Annotated in this window: 15 protein-coding genes and 1 pseudogene; 7 read left to right on the forward strand and 9 right to left on the reverse strand. The window is 68.0% G+C overall.

Features of this window, described 5'->3' with window-relative positions; genetic code table 11:
* Positions 1-34 precede the first annotated feature (34 nt).
* The 7 genes and pseudogenes from ABFX55_RS24855 to ABFX55_RS24885 all read right to left on the reverse strand — a co-directional run bounded on the left by ABFX55_RS24855 (position 35) and on the right by ABFX55_RS24885 (position 9,043).
* Positions 35-502, reverse strand: coding sequence for an RrF2 family transcriptional regulator (locus tag ABFX55_RS24855; protein WP_346124754.1), 468 nt, complete (start codon positions 500-502; stop codon positions 35-37).
* Positions 503-1,072: 570 nt separating this feature from the next.
* Positions 1,073-1,384, reverse strand: a complete 312-nt coding sequence (locus ABFX55_RS24860; RefSeq protein ID WP_346124756.1) for a hypothetical protein — start codon at positions 1,382-1,384, stop codon at positions 1,073-1,075.
* 720 nt (positions 1,385-2,104) lie between these two features.
* Complete coding sequence (locus tag ABFX55_RS24865) at positions 2,105-3,160, reverse strand: PAS domain-containing sensor histidine kinase (RefSeq protein ID WP_346124758.1); 1,056 nt, start codon at positions 3,158-3,160, stop codon at positions 2,105-2,107.
* The gene (gene kaiC, locus ABFX55_RS24870; RefSeq protein ID WP_346124759.1) at positions 3,160-4,689 is read right to left on the reverse strand and encodes a circadian clock protein KaiC; all 1,530 of its coding nucleotides are present in this window, start codon (positions 4,687-4,689) and stop codon (positions 3,160-3,162) included. Before kaiC ends, ABFX55_RS24865 begins: the two co-directional genes overlap by 1 nt.
* Positions 4,686-4,991, reverse strand: a complete 306-nt coding sequence (locus ABFX55_RS24875; RefSeq protein WP_346124761.1) for a circadian clock KaiB family protein — start codon at positions 4,989-4,991, stop codon at positions 4,686-4,688. Before ABFX55_RS24875 ends, kaiC begins: the two co-directional genes overlap by 4 nt.
* Before the next feature lie 2,915 nt (positions 4,992-7,906).
* A pseudogene (locus ABFX55_RS49935) lies at positions 7,907-8,100 on the reverse strand (transposase); the annotation flags it as partial.
* Positions 8,101-8,260: 160 nt separating this feature from the next.
* Entirely contained in the window at positions 8,261-9,043 is a 783-nt protein-coding gene (locus ABFX55_RS24885) for an AraC family transcriptional regulator (protein WP_346124765.1), read from the reverse strand.
* Between the two features lie 84 nt (positions 9,044-9,127).
* On the opposite strand from ABFX55_RS24885, the gene ABFX55_RS24890 reads away from it, so the two are divergent.
* Positions 9,128-9,940: an NmrA family NAD(P)-binding protein gene (locus tag ABFX55_RS24890; protein ID WP_346124766.1), complete on the forward strand. Its 813-nt coding sequence runs from the start codon at positions 9,128-9,130 to the stop codon at positions 9,938-9,940.
* Positions 9,941-10,571: 631 nt separating this feature from the next.
* On the forward strand, positions 10,572-10,832 hold the full coding sequence (locus ABFX55_RS49940; protein ID WP_428834788.1) for a serine hydrolase: 261 nt from the start codon (positions 10,572-10,574) through the stop codon (positions 10,830-10,832).
* Here the strand turns inward: ABFX55_RS49940 and ABFX55_RS24895 are convergent.
* Positions 10,810-12,168, reverse strand: a complete 1,359-nt coding sequence (locus ABFX55_RS24895; protein ID WP_346124768.1) for a hypothetical protein — start codon at positions 12,166-12,168, stop codon at positions 10,810-10,812. The two genes, ABFX55_RS49940 and ABFX55_RS24895, sit on opposite strands and share 23 nt — an antisense overlap.
* Positions 12,169-12,315: 147 nt before the next feature.
* Here ABFX55_RS24895 and ABFX55_RS24900 point away from each other — a divergent pair, with 147 nt between their 5' ends.
* The 3 genes from ABFX55_RS24900 (at position 12,316) to ABFX55_RS24910 (ending at position 15,814) form a co-directional block, all read left to right on the forward strand.
* The gene (locus ABFX55_RS24900) at positions 12,316-12,828 is read left to right on the forward strand and encodes a hypothetical protein (protein WP_346124770.1); all 513 of its coding nucleotides are present in this window, start codon (positions 12,316-12,318) and stop codon (positions 12,826-12,828) included.
* 353 nt (positions 12,829-13,181) lie between these two features.
* Positions 13,182-13,994, forward strand: a complete 813-nt coding sequence (locus ABFX55_RS24905) for a hypothetical protein (protein ID WP_346124771.1) — start codon at positions 13,182-13,184, stop codon at positions 13,992-13,994.
* A 188-nt stretch (positions 13,995-14,182) separates the two neighbouring features.
* Positions 14,183-15,814 carry a serine/threonine protein kinase gene (locus tag ABFX55_RS24910; protein WP_346124773.1) on the forward strand — a complete coding sequence of 544 codons (1,632 nt, stop codon included), beginning with the start codon at positions 14,183-14,185 and terminating at the stop codon, positions 15,812-15,814.
* Between the two features lie 513 nt (positions 15,815-16,327).
* Here ABFX55_RS24910 and ABFX55_RS24915 read toward each other — a convergent pair.
* Positions 16,328-18,478, reverse strand: a complete 2,151-nt coding sequence (locus ABFX55_RS24915; RefSeq protein WP_346124775.1) for a helix-turn-helix transcriptional regulator — start codon at positions 18,476-18,478, stop codon at positions 16,328-16,330.
* Positions 18,479-18,544: 66 nt separating this feature from the next.
* Between ABFX55_RS24915 and ABFX55_RS24920 the strand changes: the two genes are divergently transcribed.
* Positions 18,545-19,612 (forward strand): alkene reductase, encoded by a 1,068-nt coding sequence (locus tag ABFX55_RS24920; RefSeq protein ID WP_346124777.1) that lies wholly within the window; start codon positions 18,545-18,547, stop codon positions 19,610-19,612.
* A 1-nt stretch (position 19,613) separates the two neighbouring features.
* Entirely contained in the window at positions 19,614-20,045 is a 432-nt protein-coding gene (locus ABFX55_RS24925; RefSeq protein WP_346124779.1) for a hemerythrin domain-containing protein, read from the forward strand.
* Positions 20,046-21,885 lie beyond the last annotated feature (1,840 nt).

Below are 21,885 nucleotides of genomic sequence, written 5' to 3' on the forward strand. Positions count from 1 at the left end.
CGACCAAAGGGCGGGGCCCTCTTTGAGAGGCCCGCTAAGGGGCGAGGCGGGCGTACCGCTGCCGCATCCGGGCCGCCGCCCCGGCCGGAGCCGTGGCCACCAGGTCGGCCACCGTCTGCCCTGCCAACTCCCGCCGCCAGGCCAGCTCCGCCTTGCGCATGGCCGTGGCCACCCCGCACGGCCAGGCGAACTCCGGCGAGGACTCCACCCCGCGCTGCCGGATCTCGGTGCACCGGAACGCCTCGTCCGGCCCCTCCAGCGCCGTCACCACATCCATCAACGTGATCCGCTCCGGCGGCCGGGCCAGCAGGAACCCGCCCCTGGCCCCAGGCGCCGAGGCGAGGATCCCGGCCCTGACCAGCACCTGCAGCCGCTTCTTCAGATACGCGGGCGGCAGCTCGAACAGCGTCGCGAACTTCGCCGTGGACACCGGCTGCTCACCGAGCCACGCCAGCGTGAGGCAGCAGTGCAGCCCCCACTCGACTCCTTCACCGATCCGCATATCGGGATACTATACGTCCCGATTAGTGGCACTCCGCCGGGCGACGTAGCCGCGGTCATCCAGCCTGGTTCCCCATACACCCCCGGCGTAGACCTCAGCGCCGCCAACCCCTTCGGCGTACTTGGTCTGTCTCGGCTCACCACTCGATTCCTCTAGATGATCAATGGCGTGGTGGCTCGCCGTAGCTACGGGAGTTCCAGGCCAACACGGGAGCGACCACCCCACGCACCAGCACACCTACGCCGCACATCACCAGATGGTCTGCACACTGCGGGCGTGCAGACCACTTCGCGCATTCGTGCAGACGACTCCGGAAACCGACAGTCGTCCCGAAACCACCTTCCCGCTTCTTAAGTTTCGGGACGGTTTTAGGGACGATGGGCGAGTGACCCCCCACCGTCACCGCCACTACGGCGCACAGCTCGGCCAACGCGATCCGGATCGGCTACGCCCGCGTCTCCACCCGCGCCCAAGACAAGATCTCGGCGGCACGTCGGTAGGACAGGCGGGCACGGCCGGTGATCGGGCACAGGTCCAGGGAGGCGACCGGGCGAGTGGACTTGCGGTCGGTCAGGAAGAGCGGGCCATGGGCGCGCCCGGCCAGGAGGCGGGGCAGCAGCGCAGCGCGGCGATCAGCCGCTCCAGGGTGGTGACACCGGGAAGCAGGATCTTGGCCTCCACCAGACGGGTGGCCAGGTCGAACAGCGCGGCCAGCAGCGCCCGATCGGCCCAGTTCGGCCGGGGCTGGGCGGCCTGCCGACGCAGCACCGCGACCTCATGCCGCAACACCAAGATCTCCACCTCTTTGGAAGTGCTGCCCCGTGTGAGCAGCACCAAGCCGAACACCCTGACCACCAGCAGATACAGAAGTCGAAACAGCACGAGAGCCGCGCCTAGAAGTCCAGGTCAGAACCTCGTTACCAGGTCTGGCACCGAACAGGCAGGCGCCGTTCTGATCGCGCAGCAAAATCCCAGCCCATAGCCCGAAACCGTGTTTCCGAGCGGGACACGGTGGACGGGGCGACCTTGATGCCGAGGGTGGCGAGCTCGCCGTGCACCCGCCGATATCCCCATGCCGGATTCTCGCGAACCAGGGCGCAAGGTGCGAGTGCGGATGGATCGCACGGTAGGCGGGCACCCAGGCCGCTTCGGCCGGCAGGTACGGGCACGGCGCCGCTAGATCTGATGACGCAGGGCAAGTATCTCGATGTCCTTGTCCCGATCGCTCATCGGCAGCAGCCGCAGCGCGGCGAAGGCGTTCGTAACGGTCAGGTAGGCCAGACGAAGGAGCACGGCTGATCATCATGCCGCACCGTTTCCTTTCCCTCATGGCTGGAGCTCGCTCAGCCTAGGCGAAGCCCTACAAGGCCATGACCTGGGCGGATGAATTATCGGCAGGCGCAGTGTTGACTATGTACGAGACCCGCTTCAACGAGCATCGCCGACATCACTCCCCGGGCCAGGCCGCCCCGCTACGAGCCCTTCCCGACCCGGCTGAGGACGATATCAAGGTCATCCGACGTGACCGCCTCGGCGGACTGATCCACGAATACGCGCAGGTTGCATAGGGCGGCCGAGTTCTTGGCACCCACAGGCGAACGCTCAGAACGGCGGTGCCTGGGGTAGACGCAGGCAAAAGCAAGCGCCTCCTTGTTCGCCCGGTTCGAAGTAGGTGTCGCCACCGTTGGCCCGGGCCAGGCTTTGGACGATCCACAGACCCAGCCCCGAGCCCTCGGTCGCCCGCTTGGTGCGCGATTCACGGCTGAACCTCTCGAACAGGCTCGGCCGGAACGCTTCGGGCACGCCGGGCCCGTTGTCGCACACCCGGATCTCCACGTCATCGGGCTGCTCGGCCACCCGTACCTCGAACGGCGGGGCTCCGTATCGGAAGGCGTTCTCCAGATAGTTGATCAACATCTCTGACAACTCGCTACGATCCACCAGAGCCCGGACTTGGGGATCGCACGACACGTACACGTCCTTGGGCCGATCGGCGAACTCGGCCAGCCGTTCGAGGATCACCTCCAGCACCGGCACCGGCTCCACAGAGACACGCACGGCGTTCGCATCGATCTTCGCCACGGTGAGCAGCTTTTTGACTAGTGCCTGGAGATTCGCCGTGCGAACCGCGATGCGGTCGAGGACGTCGGCACGCTCCTCGTCGGAAAAGCTCTCCTCGGGCTCACGCAGCATGTCCACCAGCAGGCCGATCCCCGCCAGCGGGTTGCGAACTTCATGGGCGACCACGGCGATCACCATGCTGTGGCGTTCGAGTTCTGCTTCGAGCTGCTGTTCGGCCTCGCGCCGGAGGGTGACGTCGCGCAGCGCGGCGACGTACAGGTGTTCTCCTGCCACCGTCGCGGTGGTGGCGCGCATCTCGACCACTCGCGTCTGGCCGCCGGGCAGCATCAGGTCGATCTCAGTCGATTCGCCGTTGACGACCGGGTAGCCGAACGGGGTGCCGATGAGTTCGTCCGACGGCCGGCCGAGCAGTTCCTCGGCGGCGGGGTTGCAGATCCGGATCACACCGTCCTCGTCGACCGCGACGATCCCGTCCGCCAGCGCCGCCATGACCATATGTCCGGCGTCGCGCCCGGGATCGGAGAGCCGCGTCGGTTCTGTGTTCGGCCTGTCCGCGCTGTCGCGGGGCTCACCCATCAGCTCTTATCCTGGTCCCCGGCCGTTGCGCGGTCTGGGTCGGTCGGCCACTCCGGGTGGCGGGGCAGTACGGCGGCGTCGGAGAGCATGTGGAAGGCTTCGGTATAGGGGTCACCGATGTGCATGCCGGCACCGTCGATGGCGACCTGGCGGATGGTGTGGTCATGTGCCGAGCCGCGCGTCTGCAGGACGGCGATGGCACGCCGGACCACACCCGCCCCTTCGATGTAGGGCAGCAGAATCGTCACGTCGGCGATGCTGGCGACCTCCATGATCGGCGCTGTGAACATCGACGTTCCCCCGCCGGTCGGTGCGGAGGTGAACAGGGTCGTGATCTCGTGCTGCCGCACGACCCCGCCCAGTGCGATGACGAAATCCAGCAGTGTCCGCGGCGTCGCTCTCCGCTCAAGGGCGGAGAGACCGTCGATGATGAGCCGAGCGGGGGCAAAGTCCGCGATGTCTCTCCTGATACGCAGGAAATGATCCTCCACTGAGGCCATTTCCGGGTACGTGGCAGTTACTCGGAGCAGTCCCGACGCCTCCATGACGTCCAAGTCCAGACCCCAGCCAGCGGCGTTGCGGCCGAGTTGCCCGCGAGTCTCGTCGAAGGCATGGAAAAGGCAGCGTTCGCCCGCCCGGAACGCGGCATCGGCGAACTGCAGAGCCGCCAGGGTCTTTCCGCCGCCGTACGACCCGATGAGCAGGACGACCGCGTCCCGGAAGACACCACCGCCCACCATGGCGTCCAGCTCGATGTTCCCGATGGAGACCCGCTCCTGCGATGCCCGGTCACGTGGCACGAGGAACGCGACCGGGATGATGACCAGCCCGTCTTTCGGGTCGATGGTGAACAACCACTCCCCGGTGCGGTGAGTGGTGCCGCGGAACTTGACAATCTCGATCGTCCGGTGTCGTCTTTCGTTCCGCATGACGTTCCGCATGATCATGACGTTATCGAATACGAACTCCTCGACGCCTTGCCGGGTAATGTGGTTGTATTCCGCGTCGCGTTCGGCGGTCAGGACCGAAGTGACCTCGAGCGACTCCAAGACCCGGGCGAGCCGATACAACTCACGGCGAATGAGTTCCCGATCGTCGAAACGCATGAAGACCGCGCCAAGCGAATCCAAGGAGACCCGTTTGGCGCCGATCTGACGCACGGCGCGATCGACGCGGGCCATCAGCGCGCCCAGATCGTACGTCCCCACGGTGGGCGTCTGCTCACCGGCCTCCGGGGAGGCGTCGACGAACGTCCACTTTCCTTCGGCCTCCCAGCGTGCGATGTCGAAGCCCAGGGAGCCGACGTTGCGGCGGAGATTCTCGGGTGTCTCGTCGAAGGCGACGAACACGCCGGGGTCGCCGAAACCGGCAATGCCCCGGGCGAGAAACTCCAGGCAGAACAGCGTCTTCCCGGTGCCGGTCGTGCCGGCCACGAGCGTGGACCGGCCGGCAGGAAGCCCCCCGATGGCGATGTCGTCGAAACCGCTGATACCGGTCGGTGTCCGCCCGACCGCGGCACTGCCCGTCATTGTGCCTGCCCTTCTGGGGACGATCTGCCCACCTCAGGAAGGCCAAGCAAAGCTGCAGCCCGAGCCCGATCGGACAGATCTCCGATAACCCGGAAACTTGGGAGCGGCTTGGTTCTGATCACGATCGGGATGGCCAGAATCCGCTCCTCCTCCGCGAGATCCGGTTGTTCGGCGGCATCGATGACCTCGATCTCATGGCAGCCGGGAAGATAGGTGTCACACAGGGCCCGCAGATTCGCCACCGCGGCCAGCGACCTCGGTGTCTGTCCTGCCACGTACAACCTGAACGAGTAGGTCGCCATCGGCGTCAACACCGCCGTGCCGTCAGGAACTCGTGTTCCGACCCGGCGAGATTCCCTTTCATGACGTCCCCCTCGCCACGCCGACCCGTGGCGGCCGACACGCTCATCACGGCCCTGGCCGCTTGCGCCCGGTGCCTATGCGGCCGGTCGCCCCCCCCCGCCGGCGCCAATCGGCCCCCTTCAACCCCGGTATACCCCCGCTGACCGCCCCGCTATCTGCCCGTCGATGTCGACCGGCGCTGTTCGAAGCCCTGCGGGAGCAACCGGCGAAGGTGCCGGCCATCGCCGCCCACACCGGGACCAGCCGTACCAGCCGCCGCTGACCCACGACCGCTTTCCTCACGGTCTCAACCGCCCAAGCCCGCTCTGGCCGCCGTTGATGTCCCGTCCCAGCGAACCTGACGTAGCTCCGATGCTCTGAGTCACATCCAGCGAAGTGGCGTATGAGTTGACCTTCGCGTGATCCTCTTTCCGCAGGTTAAGCGGTAAGTATCTGAGAGATGGGATTGTGCTGCGGTGTGTCGCGGTGATCACCCGCATGCGGGTCTTGGCCAGGATGTCCAGCCCCACGCACCGACGAGCCGGGCGAGGTCAGCGGCATCCTCAGCCCAGCCCGCCGCATCCACTGCACCGACACACCACCCTTGCGACGCCCTCACATCAGAGCAGGTCCGGGGTATATCCGATGGCTCTCCGTGCATGCGCCGGTATCCCCACGAGGGATTCTCCCGGACCAGCCGCACGATGAGAGCCCGGATGGAGCGGACGGTGGGCGGGCGCGCGGCGCGGCAAAGGCGTTAGAATCGGGCGCACGCCAGGAGGAGCTGGGCAAGCGGGATTACCTGCGCGGATGACATTATCGGCAGGCACAGTGCCCGTCGCTTCCCTGGCCGACGAACGGCTCCTGCTCGGCGAGGAACCCGCACGCCGGAATTCAACCAGTTCGTCATCGAGCTGTGCCGCTCGGCCGGATTCTCGCCCATCGTCTACGAGGGAACCGTCGAGAGCACCCGTGCCGCCGCCGACCTTGTCCTCCAGCACCGCTGCGTGCTTTGCGTGCCCTCCTCCTCCCGCACTTCCGACCGGCCGGGCACCTGTACCGCATCAAAACTCATCGCACAGAGCTGACCTGGTGGTTCACCGCGTTGGCCATGCGGCTCGCACACCCCGAGTCATGGATCCGTGGTGCGCATCGGGGGGTCGGACGTGCTCGGCCGTGCTCGTCCGCCCCGGAACGTACTGACAGGTCCCGTCACGGCCCAAACACCGAAGCCACCCCAGCACGGGATGAACCGACACTAAATGACACCACTGAACAGCAAACAATCATTCTTCTAATCCGACGGTCGCTCACGTGATCGCCACAGCCGCGGTAGCGATGCCTCGAACAGGACGGACGGTAAGCCGCGCATTGCCGGATTGCTCGCGGTAAGGATCTAGGGCCTGTACGGAGTTCGGATCTTCAGATCGGTCGAAGGCTTCGGGCCCACCCGCGTGGATGAAGACTCGCCCGATAGCTATCGGGGGTCTTATCGAAGCGGAAAGCCGGTTCACGCCACTCCTTGATCCGTTTGATGCATCGTCCTGAACCGTCCCTGATGAGTGACGCGGGTGGGCCGCCAGACGAGAGGATGATCGACACTGAGGCGTAGCATTGGTACAGGAACGAGGCCGCGTAAGCGTCACATCCGAGCCCTTACAGGGAAGCGCTGAAGGGCACGAGAAACGAGAGGAATCCCAGCGCGGCCGCCCCTCCCGTTCGCGCAACATCGTCCTGCGGCCAAGACGGGGCCTTCCTCGTCACCTTGGCAGCGGGGGACTTTCCAGGCGTCACCGCCTGAAAGGAGACGTTCATGCGCGGAAAGCGAATCACGGAATCGGTCGCGAGCTCACTCGTCCTCGCGACCGTCATCGCAATTCCGCCGGCTCAAGCCCAGGAGGCCGCCGCCTTGCAGACGGAAGCGGCTACAGCGTCCGAAGCCCTGGGCCGGCAGACCTGTGCGACTCAAGCGATCGACCGGGCCCTCACGGCCAGGGTGTGCATCACCCCGCTTCGGGGCGAGCGATACCAGGTGACCGGAACGGTCCTCAACACTTCGCCAGAACGGCACTCCGCAGCCATGGTCGTCTACGTAAGGGTCGGCGGCCGGCAGAGACTGGTGGCTCAATGCGGAATGAGCGTCGAGCCGAGAAGGGGCGCCGCTTGTCCCGGACGCCGGGTACGGGCCCCACTGGATCTCATCAATGCTCCTAAGCAGGGGGGTCTGCACGCGACCCACGTCGACGACAACACGGATACGTGGGTGTGGACTGCCACCATCACGTGAACACGGCGCCAGACGTCCCGGACCACGTTCGGTCCGGGACGGTCCGCGCACTGCAGCCTCGATCTTCGCGTCGGCAAGGATGACGCCTCACCGACAAGGCGAAGGCTGAGGCGCTTCGGAAGCTGGGAGACACGCTCGGAGGATAGGCAACGTGGCAGCGGCAGACCGGCCGCGAGACTCGCCTGCCGTCGCACTCTGCCGCTACGCGGGCCATCTTGTGGGTCCGAAGCCTTCAACCGATTTAAGATCCGAACTCCGTACAGGCCCTAGGAGCCTGCTGGCAAAGGCCTTTGGTCGCTGAGTGCGGGGTCTGGGATGGTCCGGGCGGAGCCTCTTCAGGTGATGTGGCCGCGGACAGGAGCGGGCCTGTGGTTCCACCGCACCGGCGACCCGTTCGAGCTGATGACCTCCGGCGACCTGGGCGGCCATCGGCGAACCGCTCGCCGCGGCGGGTGGGAGCTGCCGCAGCGCGATCTCGGCGGGCTCCTGCCCACTTGGGACGACCTGCAGGACCAGATCACGCTCGCCCGGGCCACCGGAGCTGCCGTGCCGGACATGATGGACACCCATGTGAGAGCTCAATATGACGATCGCGTTGGTCGAGCAGATCACCCGGCGGATCTCGGTGTCGAAGTTGAGGAAGGGCACGAACGCGGCTCAGGCGTCCTCCTACAACTTCACGATCGCCAGATACTTACCGCTCCAGACCTCGGCGAATTCGTAGAACCGCTCGAGCACGGCGGCCTCGGTCGCGCGGTGTAGACCGGCTTGCGTGATCTGGCACGCCGAGCACAACCACCAGGTGAAGCTGGTCCGTTGCGGGCGTCAGGGCCGAAAGTGGGCAACCTATTCCCAGTCAAGGACTGGACGGGGTCACTGCAGTGGATCCCGTCCAACCCCGGCCACGATGCCGCCCGCCGCTCGCGCCCCGTCGCTTCGCAGTCACGTCCGGCAGCCCGTGCGGCACTCGGTGGGGTTGACTCCGTGGAAGCGCTTGAAGGCCGTGCTGAACCCGAACGCGTCGGCGTACCCGACCTGGTGGGCGACCGCGGCGACGGTCGATGTCGACTCGGCCAGCAGATCGGCGGCCAACGTCATCCGCCAGTCCTTCAGGTACGTCAGCGGCGGCTTGCCGACCACCTTGACGAACCGTTCGGCGAGGGTGGTCCGCGACACGCCCGCCTTGTCGGCCAGCGCGGCCAGCGTCCACGGCCTGCCGGGCGCCGCGTGCATCGCACGCAGCACCGGGCCCAGCGTCTCGTCGTGCCATCCGACGGGGGCTGCGGGCTGCTGGTCGAACCAGGCACGCAGCGTGCACACCAGCAGCCACTCGAGCAGCCGGTCCAGAACGACCTGCTGACCGGACGCGCACGAGGCCGATTGCGACGCCAGGAAGTCTCGCATCGCCGTGCAGTCGTCGCTGTCCGGCAGCACCAGCATCGGCGGCAGTATGTCCAGCAGCCGGTGTGCCACGGCCCCGCGCACGTTGTACGCCGCGACGAGTAGGACAGTGTGTTCGTGCGAGTGGGCGGTGAACGGTCCGCGCACGATCGCCGTCTCGCCGACGCGCACAACGCTGTCTGCCAGCTCAGTCACGCCTTGAATCGGTGCGAGCAAGGTCAGGGCCGCGTCGCCGGTGACGCGCCGGGGTGGCGTCAACTCCTCGATGCTGACTCCGGCGCCTTCCGACCGGATAGCGCGCAGCAGGTCATCGACCGGATCCATGCATCCAAGTCTACGGACGATCGGACATGCGCTCCGGACGCTGAACCATGTCCGTGACCGTGCCGAACCGCTTGACTCGTCGGCATGACGATTGTGGTGTTGGGCGGAACGGGCAAGACCGGGCGCCGCCTGGTGGACACGTTGCGTGGGCGCGGCGAGGACGTCCGCGTCGCGACCCGGTCGAGCGGAACGCGGTTCGACTGGTCCGATCAGAACACGTGGACGGCCGCGGTAGCGGGCGCGTCAGCGCTCTACCTGGTCGCGCCACAGGAACCGGAATCCGCCGAGGTGTTCGTGAAGCAGGCGACCGAGGCGGGTGTGCGCCGGTTCGTGGCGTTGTCCGGTCGCGAGATCGACAAGTTTCCCAAGGATTTGCTCGGCATGGCCGCGGCGGAACGGGCCGTGCGCGACTCCGGCGCGGAGTGGACGATCATCCGCTCGAACAATTTCAACCAGAACTTCGACGACCCGCAGATCTGGCTGGCCCCGCTGCGCGAGGGACGGCTGGCCCTGCCCATCGGGGACACGCCGGAGCCGTTCATCGACACTCAGGACATTGCCGACGTCGCCGCGGCGGCGCTCACCGAGGAAGGCCATCACGAGCGGGTGTACACCCTGTCCGGGCCCCGGGCGCTGACCTTCGGCGCGGCTGTGGCGGCCATCGCCAAGGCGTCGGGACGGTCCATCCGGTACGAGGAGCTCACTCCGGAGCAGTACCGGGACGAACTCCTGGCGCAGGGAGCTTCCGAGGAAGCCGCGGCGGAGCTCAACGCGCTGTTCGCTGTGATGCGCGAGGGCCTCTACGCCGAGCCGTGTGACGACGTGCAGCGTGTGCTCGGACGCGCCCCGATCGACTTCGACACCTATGTCGCTCGGGCCGCGTCCGCATGGCGCTAGATCGTGCCGAAATCTCCGAGTGATCTCCAAGAGCCTGCTGACGAAGGCTTAAGTGCTCGTGGGGATGGTGCCGTGGAGGGCTGGTCCGATCTTGTAGATGTAGCCCTGGTGAGACCATTGGGACAGTCGGACGCGGAAGCTGTTGATGTTGTCGATACCGAGGATGGCGGCCAGTTCGGTTCCTTTCCAGGCGCGCCAGGGCTGGCCGGCCAGGAGTTCCAGGATCTTGCCGCGCCGGTCGGGTGAGAGGTGACGCCCAGCACGCGAACGCGCCTGGTGGCATGCTCGATGACCGCCAAGATGTACTGGCGCTGCCCGCCGAGAGTGACGGTCTCGATGAAGTCGCAGGCCAGCAGAGCGTCGGCCTGCGAACGCAAGAAACCGGTCCACGTCACCGATGTCCGCTCAGGGGATGGATCTCCGCCTTCCCGCTTGAAGATCTCCCACACGGTGGAAGGCGCGACCTTGATGCCCAGGGTGGCGAGCTCGCCGTGCACGCGCCGGTAACCCCACGCGGGGTTCTCTCGGACCAGCCGCAGAATGAGCGCGCGGATGGAGCGCACGGTGGGTGGACGGCCCGCCGTTTCCTCTGACAGGTACGGGCGTGACGCTGCCCAACCCCTTCTCCTGGGTGCATCTCGGCTGGATCGGACAACGTCTGCGCCCTCGGCAGGGCGGTCACCTTCAGATCTGGCACAACGGGATGACCGGCGGGTTCTCCTCTTTCGTCGGCTTCGCCCCCGAGAAGGGCGTGGGTGTCGCCGTCCTCAGCAACACGCGACGCTCTGTGGACCGCCCTGCATACGGAGCACTCCTGAGCCGTCATCCCGACCCGTCAGAAGGTGCACAACGCGGGAGGCCGGCGTCCGTCACCAGCGCAGCGTGGGGCTGAGGACCTCGCCGATGAAGCCCGGGCCGTCCTCGATCTTCCAGGAGCTCCTCGCGGCGTAGTCACGCCCCGAGAGGGTCCGGACGGCGAAGTACCCGCATGACTGCACCTGCCCCGGCACGGTGATGTACATTTTGTGGCACTTGAGCTGCTGAGAGACCGGCAACTCGGTCATCGGGTCGTACAGCTGGACGGCCATGTCGGTCTTGATCCCGACGGGTCCGCGGAGCCGCGTCCGTACCATCAGGGTCTCGTCACTGACCTTGATGCAGGGCTGCAACTGCACACCCTGGCTGGCGTGCGTCCACGCGCCGCAGCGTTCGGTGCCCTCGCCGGCGCGATGGTCGGTCCCGCCGAAGACCGTGCCGCCGTAGAACGCCAGCCCCGCGAGTACGGCGGCGGCCAGCGCGGCGTGTGTCAGCGGTACCATCCGGCGGACCTTACCCCGGGCCCCGGTTTCGCCGCCGTGTCCGCGCTCGGGCTCGCCTGCGACGCTGGCTTCTCGCATGTCAACGGCTACGGCGTGCGCATCCCCAACGGCTGGCGGCGACATCTCGGCAGTGCGGGCCAGTGCGGCAGAGGGGGATGCCGTCACGGACACCGCGGTGCCGTTCGGCGACGCCGCAACGGATGGCGGCGCTGCGGAGGCCGCCCCCGGATCGGGCGGAGGCATGGGTGAGTCGACCGTTGAGCTCACCGTGGCTGTCGTCGTGGGCTCCGGCGAAGCAGGCAGCGGCGTGTCAGGGGATACCGGTGCGGCCGGGATCGATGCGGTGGCAACGCCAGCGGCCGATGGCGAGCCCCCTGATGCCTCGGGGAAATCGGATACAGCGGCACCGGACACCGGCGGGGCAGCCGAGGCCGGCGTTGGGGCCGAGCCGTCCGGCGCGACCACGGCCGATGTGGAGGATGCCGACTCCGGCTCAGGGCGCACCCCCGAAGGCGATGCCGCCGATGTCGGGGCCGGCGGAGTCTCCGTCGAGGCGATGGCGGCGATGCGACCGGCGGCGTTCTGGCGCCATCCGCGTCCGGTCTTCTCCAGGGTGCCGCGAAGTTCGTCGATCCGCCCGCCGATGGCCAGCAGGCGGTCGGCACGATCGCCAGACACACCCAGCGCGGTGGCGACATCGCGCATGTCGTCGACGCCCGGCAGCCTGGTGCCCTTGTTGAGCTGGCGGTGACCGGACAACCAGTTCGACACCATCGAGGGTGTGGTGTTCCTGACGTGGTTGACCAGGTACTTCTGCTGTTTCCCTGCAGATTCCAGCGCTTCGCGTAAGCCCGTGGCGGCCTCGTCCAGCGCGCAGCCGAGCGCGTCGGCGGTTTCATCTACGTTCATCCAGTTCCCCGTGTAACTGTTGCAGTCCGCTGAAACGGCAGCTCAGGGCGCTGTATCAGCGGTGAGAGAGTTCAACTCTCAAGATCCTTCCATCCCTGTCGGTTCGTGGCCAACCTGTCAGGCATGCCAACGAAACGAGGAGGGCTCATGCGTGCCGCGTTCATAGGTCTGCTAACCGCCGGACTGCTGGCCTCACCGGCGGCGGCCTCGGCGCAGTCGGCGCCGTTGCCAAGCTGCGATGGTGTGCGGATCCTGCACACGCCCGTGCGCATCCAGAGCGGGGACACCGCCGCCTACGTCCACGTCTTCTACGACTCGCGGACGGCCATCGCCTGCGCGTACCTCAACTCCAGCAACCAGACGTGGGGCTACTCCAAGCACATGACCATCCAGCTCAAGCACTGTCAGCGGCCCAGCAGTACGCGCGGCGTGTGCAACGGTCAGTTGCAGTCGACGGCGGTCGGCGGGTGGAGCAGCGGGCGCAGCAACAAGGTCACTCTGCGGATCACGGACGGCTACATCATGGGCGTCGGCCGGATCTGGTGGAACGACAACTACGGGATCAACCAGTCCCGGGCGATCGCCAGGGTGAGCAGCGCCCGTGTCGCCCAGCGCGACGTCGAAGAGGCCACGAGGGAGGCCACCGAAGCCACCCGCTGACCCTCCCACCAATCTGCCCAAGACGACTCGACGCCGATCCGCCTGAACCAAGGATTCACGGGGGCGCAGTGGACGTCGCAGCTCGACCGCCCGTCATGAGGCCGCATGGCTCGACGGATCGTCCCTTGGCCTGACCGAGGCCGGCCTGCACGGGGAACGGCCCAGGGGACGCACGGCGCCTCTCCTGGTGCGGGAGCGAGCCAGCCGGCCACCCCGAGCCCGCACGATCACTGCGTCCGCAAGAGACGACGCGCACCCCCCACAAACCCACGCGCGCAAGAACACGCGGCCCCAACACACAGCCCAGAAGCGGGGTAGACGCACCTGCCCCAACACCCCCGAAGAGGACCCACATGTACGAACCCGGCTGGCGCCAAGACCCTCAGGGCAAGACCCGGTGGAGCGAGAACGGTCAATGGGGAGACCAGGTACGCGACTCGTCCGGTGGCGTCTACCGCGACCACCACATCCCCGGCACCCCGCCCCAGATGTCCGCCCCCAGGCTGCCCAACGCCGCCTCGCCACCCCGCGGCGGGTCGAGCGTCATCGATGAGCTGGCGGAAAAGAACCGCCAGGTCTGGAGCGATAAGGGCGCCGGGGCGGTGCAGCAGGCGCTGGGCGGGATGGGGACGGGCGGGTTCGTCGCGATCCTGGCCGGACTGGCCGCCATGGTGTTCCTGTTCACCATCGGCAGCTTCGTCGGAGCGGTGGCTCTGCCGATCGTCGCGTTCGTTCTCTATCGGAAGGGAACGCTGCGCGGAGTCAAGCTGGCGGTCCTGGGAATCGTCTGGTTCTTGTGCCTGGCCACGACGCTGACCACTGTGGACCGGTTCTCTGGCAGCGGCCTGCCGAAGGAGGTCGAGCAGGCGCAGGCGTTCCTCGGGCTCATGGGCAGCGACTCCATCTCAAGAATCTGCGATGAGCCGTACATGACCGAGCAGGCCAAGTCCGCGATGGCGGCCAAGGAGCAGGCGTCCGATTGCGCCGAGGCCGTGGGCAAGATCAAGCAGCGGCTCGACGAGTCGGCCTTCGAGGATCTGAGCCATCTGAACATGACGAAGACCGATCGCGGCACCTACCTGCTTGACGACAATCCGCTGGGCTGGCGGGAGATCACCATCAGCACCCAGGAGACCTACGGCATCCTCTTCCACGCGATCAGCTGACACCGGTGGATGCCGACAGGAAAGGCGGGCGGCCGGCCGGCTCCGGCCCAGACGCCAGGGCAGCAGGCCGTGACCAGCGCCCGGACCTGCTGCCGACCCGACGATCGAGACGCACGCTGGGTCGGGGCAGTTGCCCTCATCGCGCCTTACCCGGATGATCTAGAGCCCCACCACCCACGGGAAAAGTGATGATGCCGCAGGTTCAGCCATTACGCCCCGGCGATCCACCCGCTCTCGGCCCGTACCGCTTGGCCGGATTCCTCGCCCGCGGCGGCCAGGGCACCGTCTACCTGGCGCACGGCCCCGACGGCCTGCCGGTGGCCATCAAGATGCCGCACGCCCAGGTGGCCGCAGACGCGGAGGAGATGCAGCTGTTCTTGAAGGAGGCCGAGATCGCCTCTCGCGTGGCGCAGTTCTGCACGGCTCGTGTCCTGGATGCCGGGCTCAGCGCGGAGTGCCTGCCGTACGTGGTGAACGAGTACATCGACGGCCCGTCCCTTGCCCAGCAGGTGCAGGAGCGGGGCCCGTTGACCGTCGACGAGCTGACCCGCCTGGCCCTGACGACCGCGACCGGGCTGACCGCCGTGCATCAGGCCGGAATCGTGCATCGCGACCTCAAACCATCCAACATCCTGATGGCAACCGACGGGCCCCGCATCATCGACTTCGGCATCGCCCGCGTCCTGGACACCACCTCCACCACCGCCAGCGGCGTCATTGGCACGCCCGCGTACATGGCGCCCGAGCAGTTCGAGGGCAAGCGCATCAGTTCAGCGACCGACATGTTCGGCTGGGCCGCCACCCTGGTGTTCGCCGCCACCGGGGCGCCCCCGTTCGGTTCTGGCAGCCCCGTGGCCATCCTGAACCGGGTCCTGCATCACGCGCCTGACCTGAGCGGGGTCCCGGCCGCGCTGCGGCCGGCTCTGGCGGCGTGCCTGGCGAAGGATCCCGACGCGCGGCCCTCCGCGCACGAGGCGTACACCTTGGTGCTCCGGCCGCAGCGAACGGCGGTTGCCGGCACCGCCGTCCCGCCGATTGCCGCCGGGCACATGAAGGCGGACCGCGCGGAAGGCCACTTCCTCACGACCTCGCCACATCCGCAGGACACCGCTGTCAAAAGATCACGCAGGACGGCCGTCCTTGTCGGCGCGGCGGCCCTGGGAGCCACCGTTGCGGCGGGGATCGTTCTCGCTCTCCCGCATCTGGGCGACGGCAGCCCCCTGCCCGGGCCCTCCGGTGGTCCGCGGGCACAGACCCCGCCGACAACCGCGCAGGCAGAACCCGCAGCGGCCTGGGGCCGGAAGCTGGGCTCGTGGCAGGTGGCCGACACGACCGCTGCCCTCGCCGAGCCTGAGCGGCGCGCCCAAGTGAACCGGCTCTTCAGGAAGGAGCAATTGCCCCGAGGGGACTACTCCGTGTCTGTGCAGGTGCAGATGGTGTACCTGTTCGCCGATGACGCCGACTGCAGGTACGGCCTGCTCATCGAGCAGGCCGTACCTCCCGGTGCCGGCGGCAGGCCCGGCTCGATGGCCGGTCTCATGCTGAACCCCTCCGAGGACGACGTCATCATCCAGGGCTCTCCCGACCCGTGGCTGGACAACGATGACGGCATGGGCGAGGACCGCGGGCACCTGACCGAGGCGTGGGACTTCACCAAGATCCACCGTATGGAGATCATCAAGCGGGGCGAACGGTTCGAGTACCGGCTGAACGGCGTGAGCATGGGCACGCGGACACTCAAGCACGGGCGTACCCCCATGACGGTCAGCCTGTACGCCAAGGGCGGGAAGATCGATTTTGCCAACTTCCGGGTCTCTTGACATCCGGGCCGGATAGGGCACTGTCGGCAGGGCTCGCTCATACCGGCGCCGCATCCGATCGGAAACCGTCCCGCAGGATGGGCAGAACTTCTGCGCCAGTCGCGCCGATGACGCTGTTGGGGCCGTACCGGGCGGCGGTCCAGGTCAGATACTCGGCCTGCCGGGAACTGAACGGCGACAGGTGGCCGACGGCTGCGGCCAGGGGTTGGGCAAGGCCGGGGACATGCCAGGCCGTGCGTGGTCTTGTCGGCGAAGTCGGTGTTGAAGTCAATGTTCACGAGTACGGCTGAGCAGTGACAATGCCGCCGCCAGAAAGATCGCTTCCTGGATTTCCGGTGATCGTTTCCCAGGTGCAGGGGCGGCCAAGGAGCCCTGGATACGGGTTCAGCGCGTGGCGTCGGACACGCGAACCGTGACGAACTCGACACGGGCAACCGCGTAGTCACTGAGCCAGTCACCCCGAAGATCAACGGCATTCTCGTCGGACGGCACGCCAGCTGCACTTCTTCCTGTTCAAGAAGTTCGCCCGGAAATCTTGCGGCGGAGATCCTGGCGCGAGCTCACGCCGAGCTTGGGATAGGCGCGGTAGAGGTGATACTCCACCGTGCGAGGGCTGAGGAAGAGCTGCGCGGCGATCTCGCGGTTGCTGGCGCCTTCCGCGGCCAGCCGGATGATCCGGCGCTCTTGCGGGCTCAGCCCGCCAAGCGGGTCCTCGGGCGCAGCGGCGGCGTTCACAACAGGCGCCCCTGCCGCGCGCAACTCGCCGTGGGCCCGTTCGGCCCACGGCGCGGCGCCCAACCGGTCGAACTGCTCCGCGGCCAGTTGCAGCGGCTGCCTCGACTCGGCCTTGCGCCCCGCTCGGCGCAGCCACTGGCCGAACTGCAGCGCCGTACGCGCCTGCTCGAAGGGGCGGCCCGCCCCTTCATGCAGGTGGACGGCTCTCGCCAGGAGTTCCCCCGCCTCCTCGGTGGGGGCGAGGAAGGCGCGGGCGCGAAGCGCGACCGCCTGGCACCAGGGGTGGCCAGCCGCCTGGGCCCAGGCGGTGAGCCGCTCCAGCGGTTCGGCGGCGAGATCCGGACGGCCCGCCCTGGCCGTGGCCTCCACCAGGTCGGCGGCGACGGTCATCACCTCCGGCCGCGCCCGCCAGTCAGCCTGCAGGTGCGGGATCGCCTCCTCGTAGCGGCCCTGCCCGAGCGCCAGGAGCCCCGGCCGGCCCGAGGCGTCTCCCTGGATGGCGGCGATCTCCGCCAGCAGCTCGGCGGGCGGTTCGCTCCCTCCGGTGGCGGCGGCGATCTCGGCCGCCTCGTCGAGGGCGGCCCGGGCCTCGCCGTACTGGCCGGCCGTGATCTGGGCCTCCGCGTACAACCCCAGCATGCCTGGCAGCTCGCCCGGCGTGCCGCGTTCGCGCAGTTCGTCGATCTGCTTGGTCGCCAGGGTCAGGGCGGCCTGCTCGTCTCCGGCGAGTAGGGTGTCGCGGACGCTGGCGTGCCCGGCCAGGCGCGGCAACGCGCGCTCGTAGTCGTCGGTGCGCAGCAGGTTCCGCGCCGCCTCGCTGCTGCGCCGGGCCCGTTCGGCCGGGATCGGGGTGATCTGGGCTGCGTGGTCGAGCATGCAGGCCGCGAGGGCCGGATCGGCCCGCCGGGCGAGATCCTCCAGCTCGGCCGCGACGTGCTCGTCGGGGGTGAGCGTGGCCGCGGCGAGGTGTCCGAGGCGGCGGATCGGGTCCGCGCTCGCCTCCGCCAGCACGCGATGGACCCGCAGCCGGTCGGTCAGCGGGACGAGGTAGTAGGCCGCGCTGCGCTCCAGGGGATGGCGGAAGGCGAGCCGCATCCCGCTCACCCGCAACACCCCCTCGGCGCCGGCCAGGTCGCCTTCGGACAGACCGAGCGCCGCCGCGGCGGACATCACGATCGCCAGGTCGCCGTCCCGCTCGGCGGCGGCGAGGGTCAGCAACAGCCGGCTCCCGTACGGCACGGCCATGGCGAGGCGATGCCCGAACCTGGCCAGTACAGCGTTGCCCGCGGGCAGCACGGACACGGGCAGGACCTGACCGAGCCGCTGCTCGGGGGTGAGCGCGCGGGCGAACTCCAGCAGCGCCAGCGGATTGCCCTCCGCCTCCTGTGCGATCCTGTCCCGGACCTGCGGGTTCAGCTCGATGCCGTCCAGCAGGCCGGCCGCGTCAGCCGAGCGGTCCAGGGCGAGCGTGCGCAGGCCGGACGCGTCGAAACCGGGTTCCGCGGCGAAGATCATGGCGATGCCGTCGGCGTCCAGCCGTCTCGCGGTGAACAGCAGCGCCTCGGCCGACTGCCGGTCCAGCCAGTGCGCGTCGTCGATCACGACCGTCACGGGGGCCAGATCCGACAGCAGGGTGAGGACCGCGAGGCCGACCAGGAACGGATCCTCCTGCGGCCGGGTCACCAGATCACGCAGGGCAGGCGGCAGGCCGTCGATCAACGCGGCCGCGGAGCGCAGCAACCGATCCACGGCCGCGTACGGCAGAGCCGCCTCGGCCTCGATCCCGCTGATCCGGATCGTCGCCCGCACCCCGTCCAGCAGCGTGGTCTTGCCGATGCCCGGCTCGCCGAACACGACCACGGCGGTGCTGATACCGCCTGCCGTACGATCGACGGCGGCCAGGACCTCCGCCCTTTCCCCCTCATACATACCGGTAACGCTATCCAGTGGCGCTACGGAATCGGCCCCAGTAGTCCCGTCCGTAGCGTCGGCGCCATGACGAAGAGCCTTTTCGACAGCGTCACCGTGGGCAAGCTGGACCTGCCCAACCGCCTGGCCATGTCGCCCATGACCCGCAGCCGCGCCTACGACGGCCTGGCCTCCGACCTGATGGTGGAGTACTACGCCCAGCGCGCGACCGCCGGATTGATCATCACCGAGGGCATCCAGCCGTCGGTCATCGGCCAGGGCTCCATCAACACGCCCGGCCTGTACATCGACGAGCAGGTCACCTCGTGGCAGCGAGTGACCGACGCCGTGCACGAGCGTGGCGGACACATCTTCGCGCAGCTCTGGCACAGCGGCCGGGTGGCCCACTCCAGCCTCTACCCCGACGGGCGGCTGCCCGTGGCCCCGTCCGCCGTGCCCTCCGGCGGCCACATGATCAGCCACACCGGGGAGCGGCTCGACCACCCCGTCCCACAGGCGCTGACGCTGGAGGAGATCGCCGAGACGATCGCCGACTTCGTCGCCGCCGCGCGCAACGCGATCGCCGCCGGGTTCGACGGGGTCGAACTGCACGCCGCCAACGGCTACCTGATCCACCAGTTCCTGTCCGACAACGTCAACCTGCGTGACGACGCGTACGGCGAACGGACCCGCTTCGCTCTCGACGTCACTCACGCGGTGGCCGAGGCCATCGGCCCCGAGCGGACCGGCATCCATCTGTCGCCTGGCAACCCCTACAACGGCATCGAGGAAGGCGATCCCTCGGCGCTGTACACCTCGCTGCTCGGCGTCTTGCGGCCCGACCTGGCCTACGTCCATCTGCTGGAGATCGGCAACCGGCCCGTGACCGAGCACCTGCGGTCGGTCTGGCCGGGCACGCTCGTGCTCAATCCGCACACCGGGATCAACCCCGTGGCGGGCATGTTCGCCTCCGCCGAGGAGGCCGAGGCGGCACTGCCGGTCGCCGACGTCGTCGCGCTCGGCGGGCTGTGGCTCGCCAATCCCGACCTGCCCGACCGGATCCGGAACGGCGGGCCGTACAACGAACCGGACCACGAGACGTTCTACGGCGGCGACCACCGCGGCTACACCGACTACCCGACTTCGGCCCGCTAGCGTGGCCGACGACCTCCGGCGTGCCCTCGCCGTGGGCAACGAGCTGATCGCCATCCACGCCCGCTTCCGTGACCAGCTCGCCACCTTGCGCACCCAGGCCGCCGCCCACCCGCCGCGGTTGGAGCTGGACCTCAGAACCCACTGCCTGACCTTCTGCGAAGCCCTCCACGAGCACCACCAGGGCGAGGACCACATCGGCTTCCCCCTGCTCGAACAGCACTTTCCCGCGCTGCGGCCGGTGCTGGAGAAGCTGAGACAGGAGCATGTCGTGGTGGCACGGATCTACCGCGACCTGAACGAGGCCCTCAGGCAGGACGATCTCGGGCAGCTCCGGGCCGACCTCGACCGTCTGGCGGCCGAGTTGGAAAGCCACTTCGACTATGAGGAGGAGCAGCTTGTGGCCGCGCTCAACCAACTGCCCGCCCCGGCCTGACGTGACGTGGGAATCCCTGAAAATGATCTGTCGCAACGAGGGTTGAGCGCCCAACCACGCGAGTCCGGATGAGTGGATCCGCGCGACGCCCTCGCATCGCACACGGCACCCGCTGTGCCTGCCCGCTGACCTGCTCTGACCGGTCCACTCAACCTTCACCAAACCCGCCAGCCAGGCGTAACGCTACAGATCGACTCGATCACACTACGACATGGCTGACATCAACTCTCGAACCGCCCTCTCACCGGAAAATGGGGGCGTGAGGGCAGTCACGTGGGCGGCTCCAGCCGGCCTTACCCTTGCAGGGCGGGCGTACGTGCGCCCGCCCTGCGCCATCTGAAGAGTGGCCCTGTGGGCGGGTCCCGGGCCGCCGACGGGCTCGGCGCCTGGCGCGACAAGCAGCCGATCCGCGCCGCCCACACCCAGGAGCTGGCCGATGCCGTAGTGGCCTTCGGCGACTACGGCATCGGAGAGGGCACCGCCGAGCGCAACCACGCCGTGCTCGCCCTCCACGCCCAGCTCGCCCCCACCGTTCAGCGGGTCCGCATGCTCGGGTCGGCTGCCGTCGACCTCGCTCTCGTCGCCGAAGCGTCTTGGATACGGATGCCACGCCGCCGTACTCGAGGTGAGGTCTTGGCTGGTCATGTAGAGCGCCGGGACGGAGTGGAGGTGCTGGTCAGCTGCCGTGCCATCACGTCGGTCATCGCCCAGTCACGCGCGATTCGGAGCTGGCGGTCCGGTGTTCGTAGTCGCGGATCAGGCGGCGGCCACGCGAGGATTCCGCACGTCTACTCGACCACCCACCTCTTGGGCTGGGGGACGAAGCCTTGTCGGCGGGGTTGCGCTCGACGATCTGCACGTCGATGCCGAGGGCGGCGCCGTGGGTGACGACCGTGCTCTTGAACCCCTGGTCGACCAGCGCCGTGCCTACGGTTTCGGTCTGTGCGGCGACCCGGTCCAGCAGGGCGACGATCTCCCAGCTCGACGCCGGCAGGCGGGTCCATGGCCTCGCGGGCGTCTCCCGTCAGGGTCAATGGACGACAAAATTACGTTGCCGGCCCGCAGCGCGTCCATGAGCGCGGCTTCGAAGCTTGGACAGCCACCCATGCGACTGACGTGCGGCGAGGGCATGGTCGCCTGTGCGCCTGGTTGCGGATCGTCAGACTTCAGCGGGACTGCCCTTCGCAACTCCACGCGCACAATCGGTGCGACCCCCCTGGCGATGCGCGGAATGTCGGCGTAATGTCCGAATTTGGGTCAGATAGTCCTCGGGGGAGGAATCATGACTAGGACACCTCGGTATGAGCTTGGCTACAGGCAAGACCACTGGTGGCGCCGTCGTCGCTGGTGGCGCGGTCGTCGCTGGTGGGGCGGCGGCTGCCGCCGTCGCTGGTGGGGCGGCTGGGGCGGCGGCTGGTGGTAGACCAGCCCCGCCAGAAGCTGGCGGCACAGCCGCCAACCCTTGATTGATCGCCTTCGGCCCGAACTTGCGCCGACGAGTTCCGCTCATCGACCCGCAAGTTCGGGCCGGATCAGCCTTCATCGTCCGCAGGGCTGGCTGTCTCGGGCGTGTCGTCGAGAGCGGTGATGTCGGCCTCGATGTGAGTGACGGCATCATGGCGCCGTAGGTGGCTATGAAGGTGGATCCGAGAGCCATGTGTCGGTCGGCTTGAGAGCCACTTGCTGATCAACTGCCTTGGAGTGTTAGTGAAAAAGAGAGCCATGCCCGTGGGGCTGGGGCATGGCTCTCGTGACGCTGTGTGAGTGTTGTCGGCGCACACCTCCCGCTGCGGAGGCGAGTACGCGTAAACGTGCACAGTCCGATGGCGGTTAGCCGGTG

This window comes from Nonomuraea roseola (assembly GCF_039535395.1).
GTDB classification, from domain to species: domain Bacteria; phylum Actinomycetota; class Actinomycetes; order Streptosporangiales; family Streptosporangiaceae; genus Nonomuraea; species Nonomuraea roseola.

What these genes read in the sequence shown, in the direction of transcription:
- ABFX55_RS24855 (WP_346124754.1), bottom strand. Translation starts at nt 502, where the DNA reads ATGCGGATCGGTGAAGGAGTCGAGTGGGGGCTGCACTGCTGCCTCACG.
- ABFX55_RS24865 (WP_346124758.1), bottom strand. Translation starts at nt 3,160, where the DNA reads ATGGGTGAGCCCCGCGACAGCGCGGACAGGCCGAACACAGAACCGACG.
- kaiC (WP_346124759.1), bottom strand. Translation starts at nt 4,689, where the DNA reads ATGACGGGCAGTGCCGCGGTCGGGCGGACACCGACCGGTATCAGCGGT.
- ABFX55_RS24875 (WP_346124761.1), bottom strand. Translation starts at nt 4,991, where the DNA reads ATGGCGACCTACTCGTTCAGGTTGTACGTGGCAGGACAGACACCGAGG.
- ABFX55_RS24885 (WP_346124765.1), bottom strand. Translation starts at nt 9,043, where the DNA reads ATGGATCCGGTCGATGACCTGCTGCGCGCTATCCGGTCGGAAGGCGCC.
- ABFX55_RS24890 (WP_346124766.1), top strand. Translation starts at nt 9,128, where the DNA reads ATGACGATTGTGGTGTTGGGCGGAACGGGCAAGACCGGGCGCCGCCTG.
- ABFX55_RS24895 (WP_346124768.1), bottom strand. Translation starts at nt 12,168, where the DNA reads ATGAACGTAGATGAAACCGCCGACGCGCTCGGCTGCGCGCTGGACGAG.
- ABFX55_RS24900 (WP_346124770.1), top strand. Translation starts at nt 12,316, where the DNA reads ATGCGTGCCGCGTTCATAGGTCTGCTAACCGCCGGACTGCTGGCCTCA.
- ABFX55_RS24905 (WP_346124771.1), top strand. Translation starts at nt 13,182, where the DNA reads ATGTACGAACCCGGCTGGCGCCAAGACCCTCAGGGCAAGACCCGGTGG.
- ABFX55_RS24910 (WP_346124773.1), top strand. Translation starts at nt 14,183, where the DNA reads ATGATGCCGCAGGTTCAGCCATTACGCCCCGGCGATCCACCCGCTCTC.
- ABFX55_RS24915 (WP_346124775.1), bottom strand. Translation starts at nt 18,478, where the DNA reads ATGTATGAGGGGGAAAGGGCGGAGGTCCTGGCCGCCGTCGATCGTACG.
- ABFX55_RS24920 (WP_346124777.1), top strand. Translation starts at nt 18,545, where the DNA reads ATGACGAAGAGCCTTTTCGACAGCGTCACCGTGGGCAAGCTGGACCTG.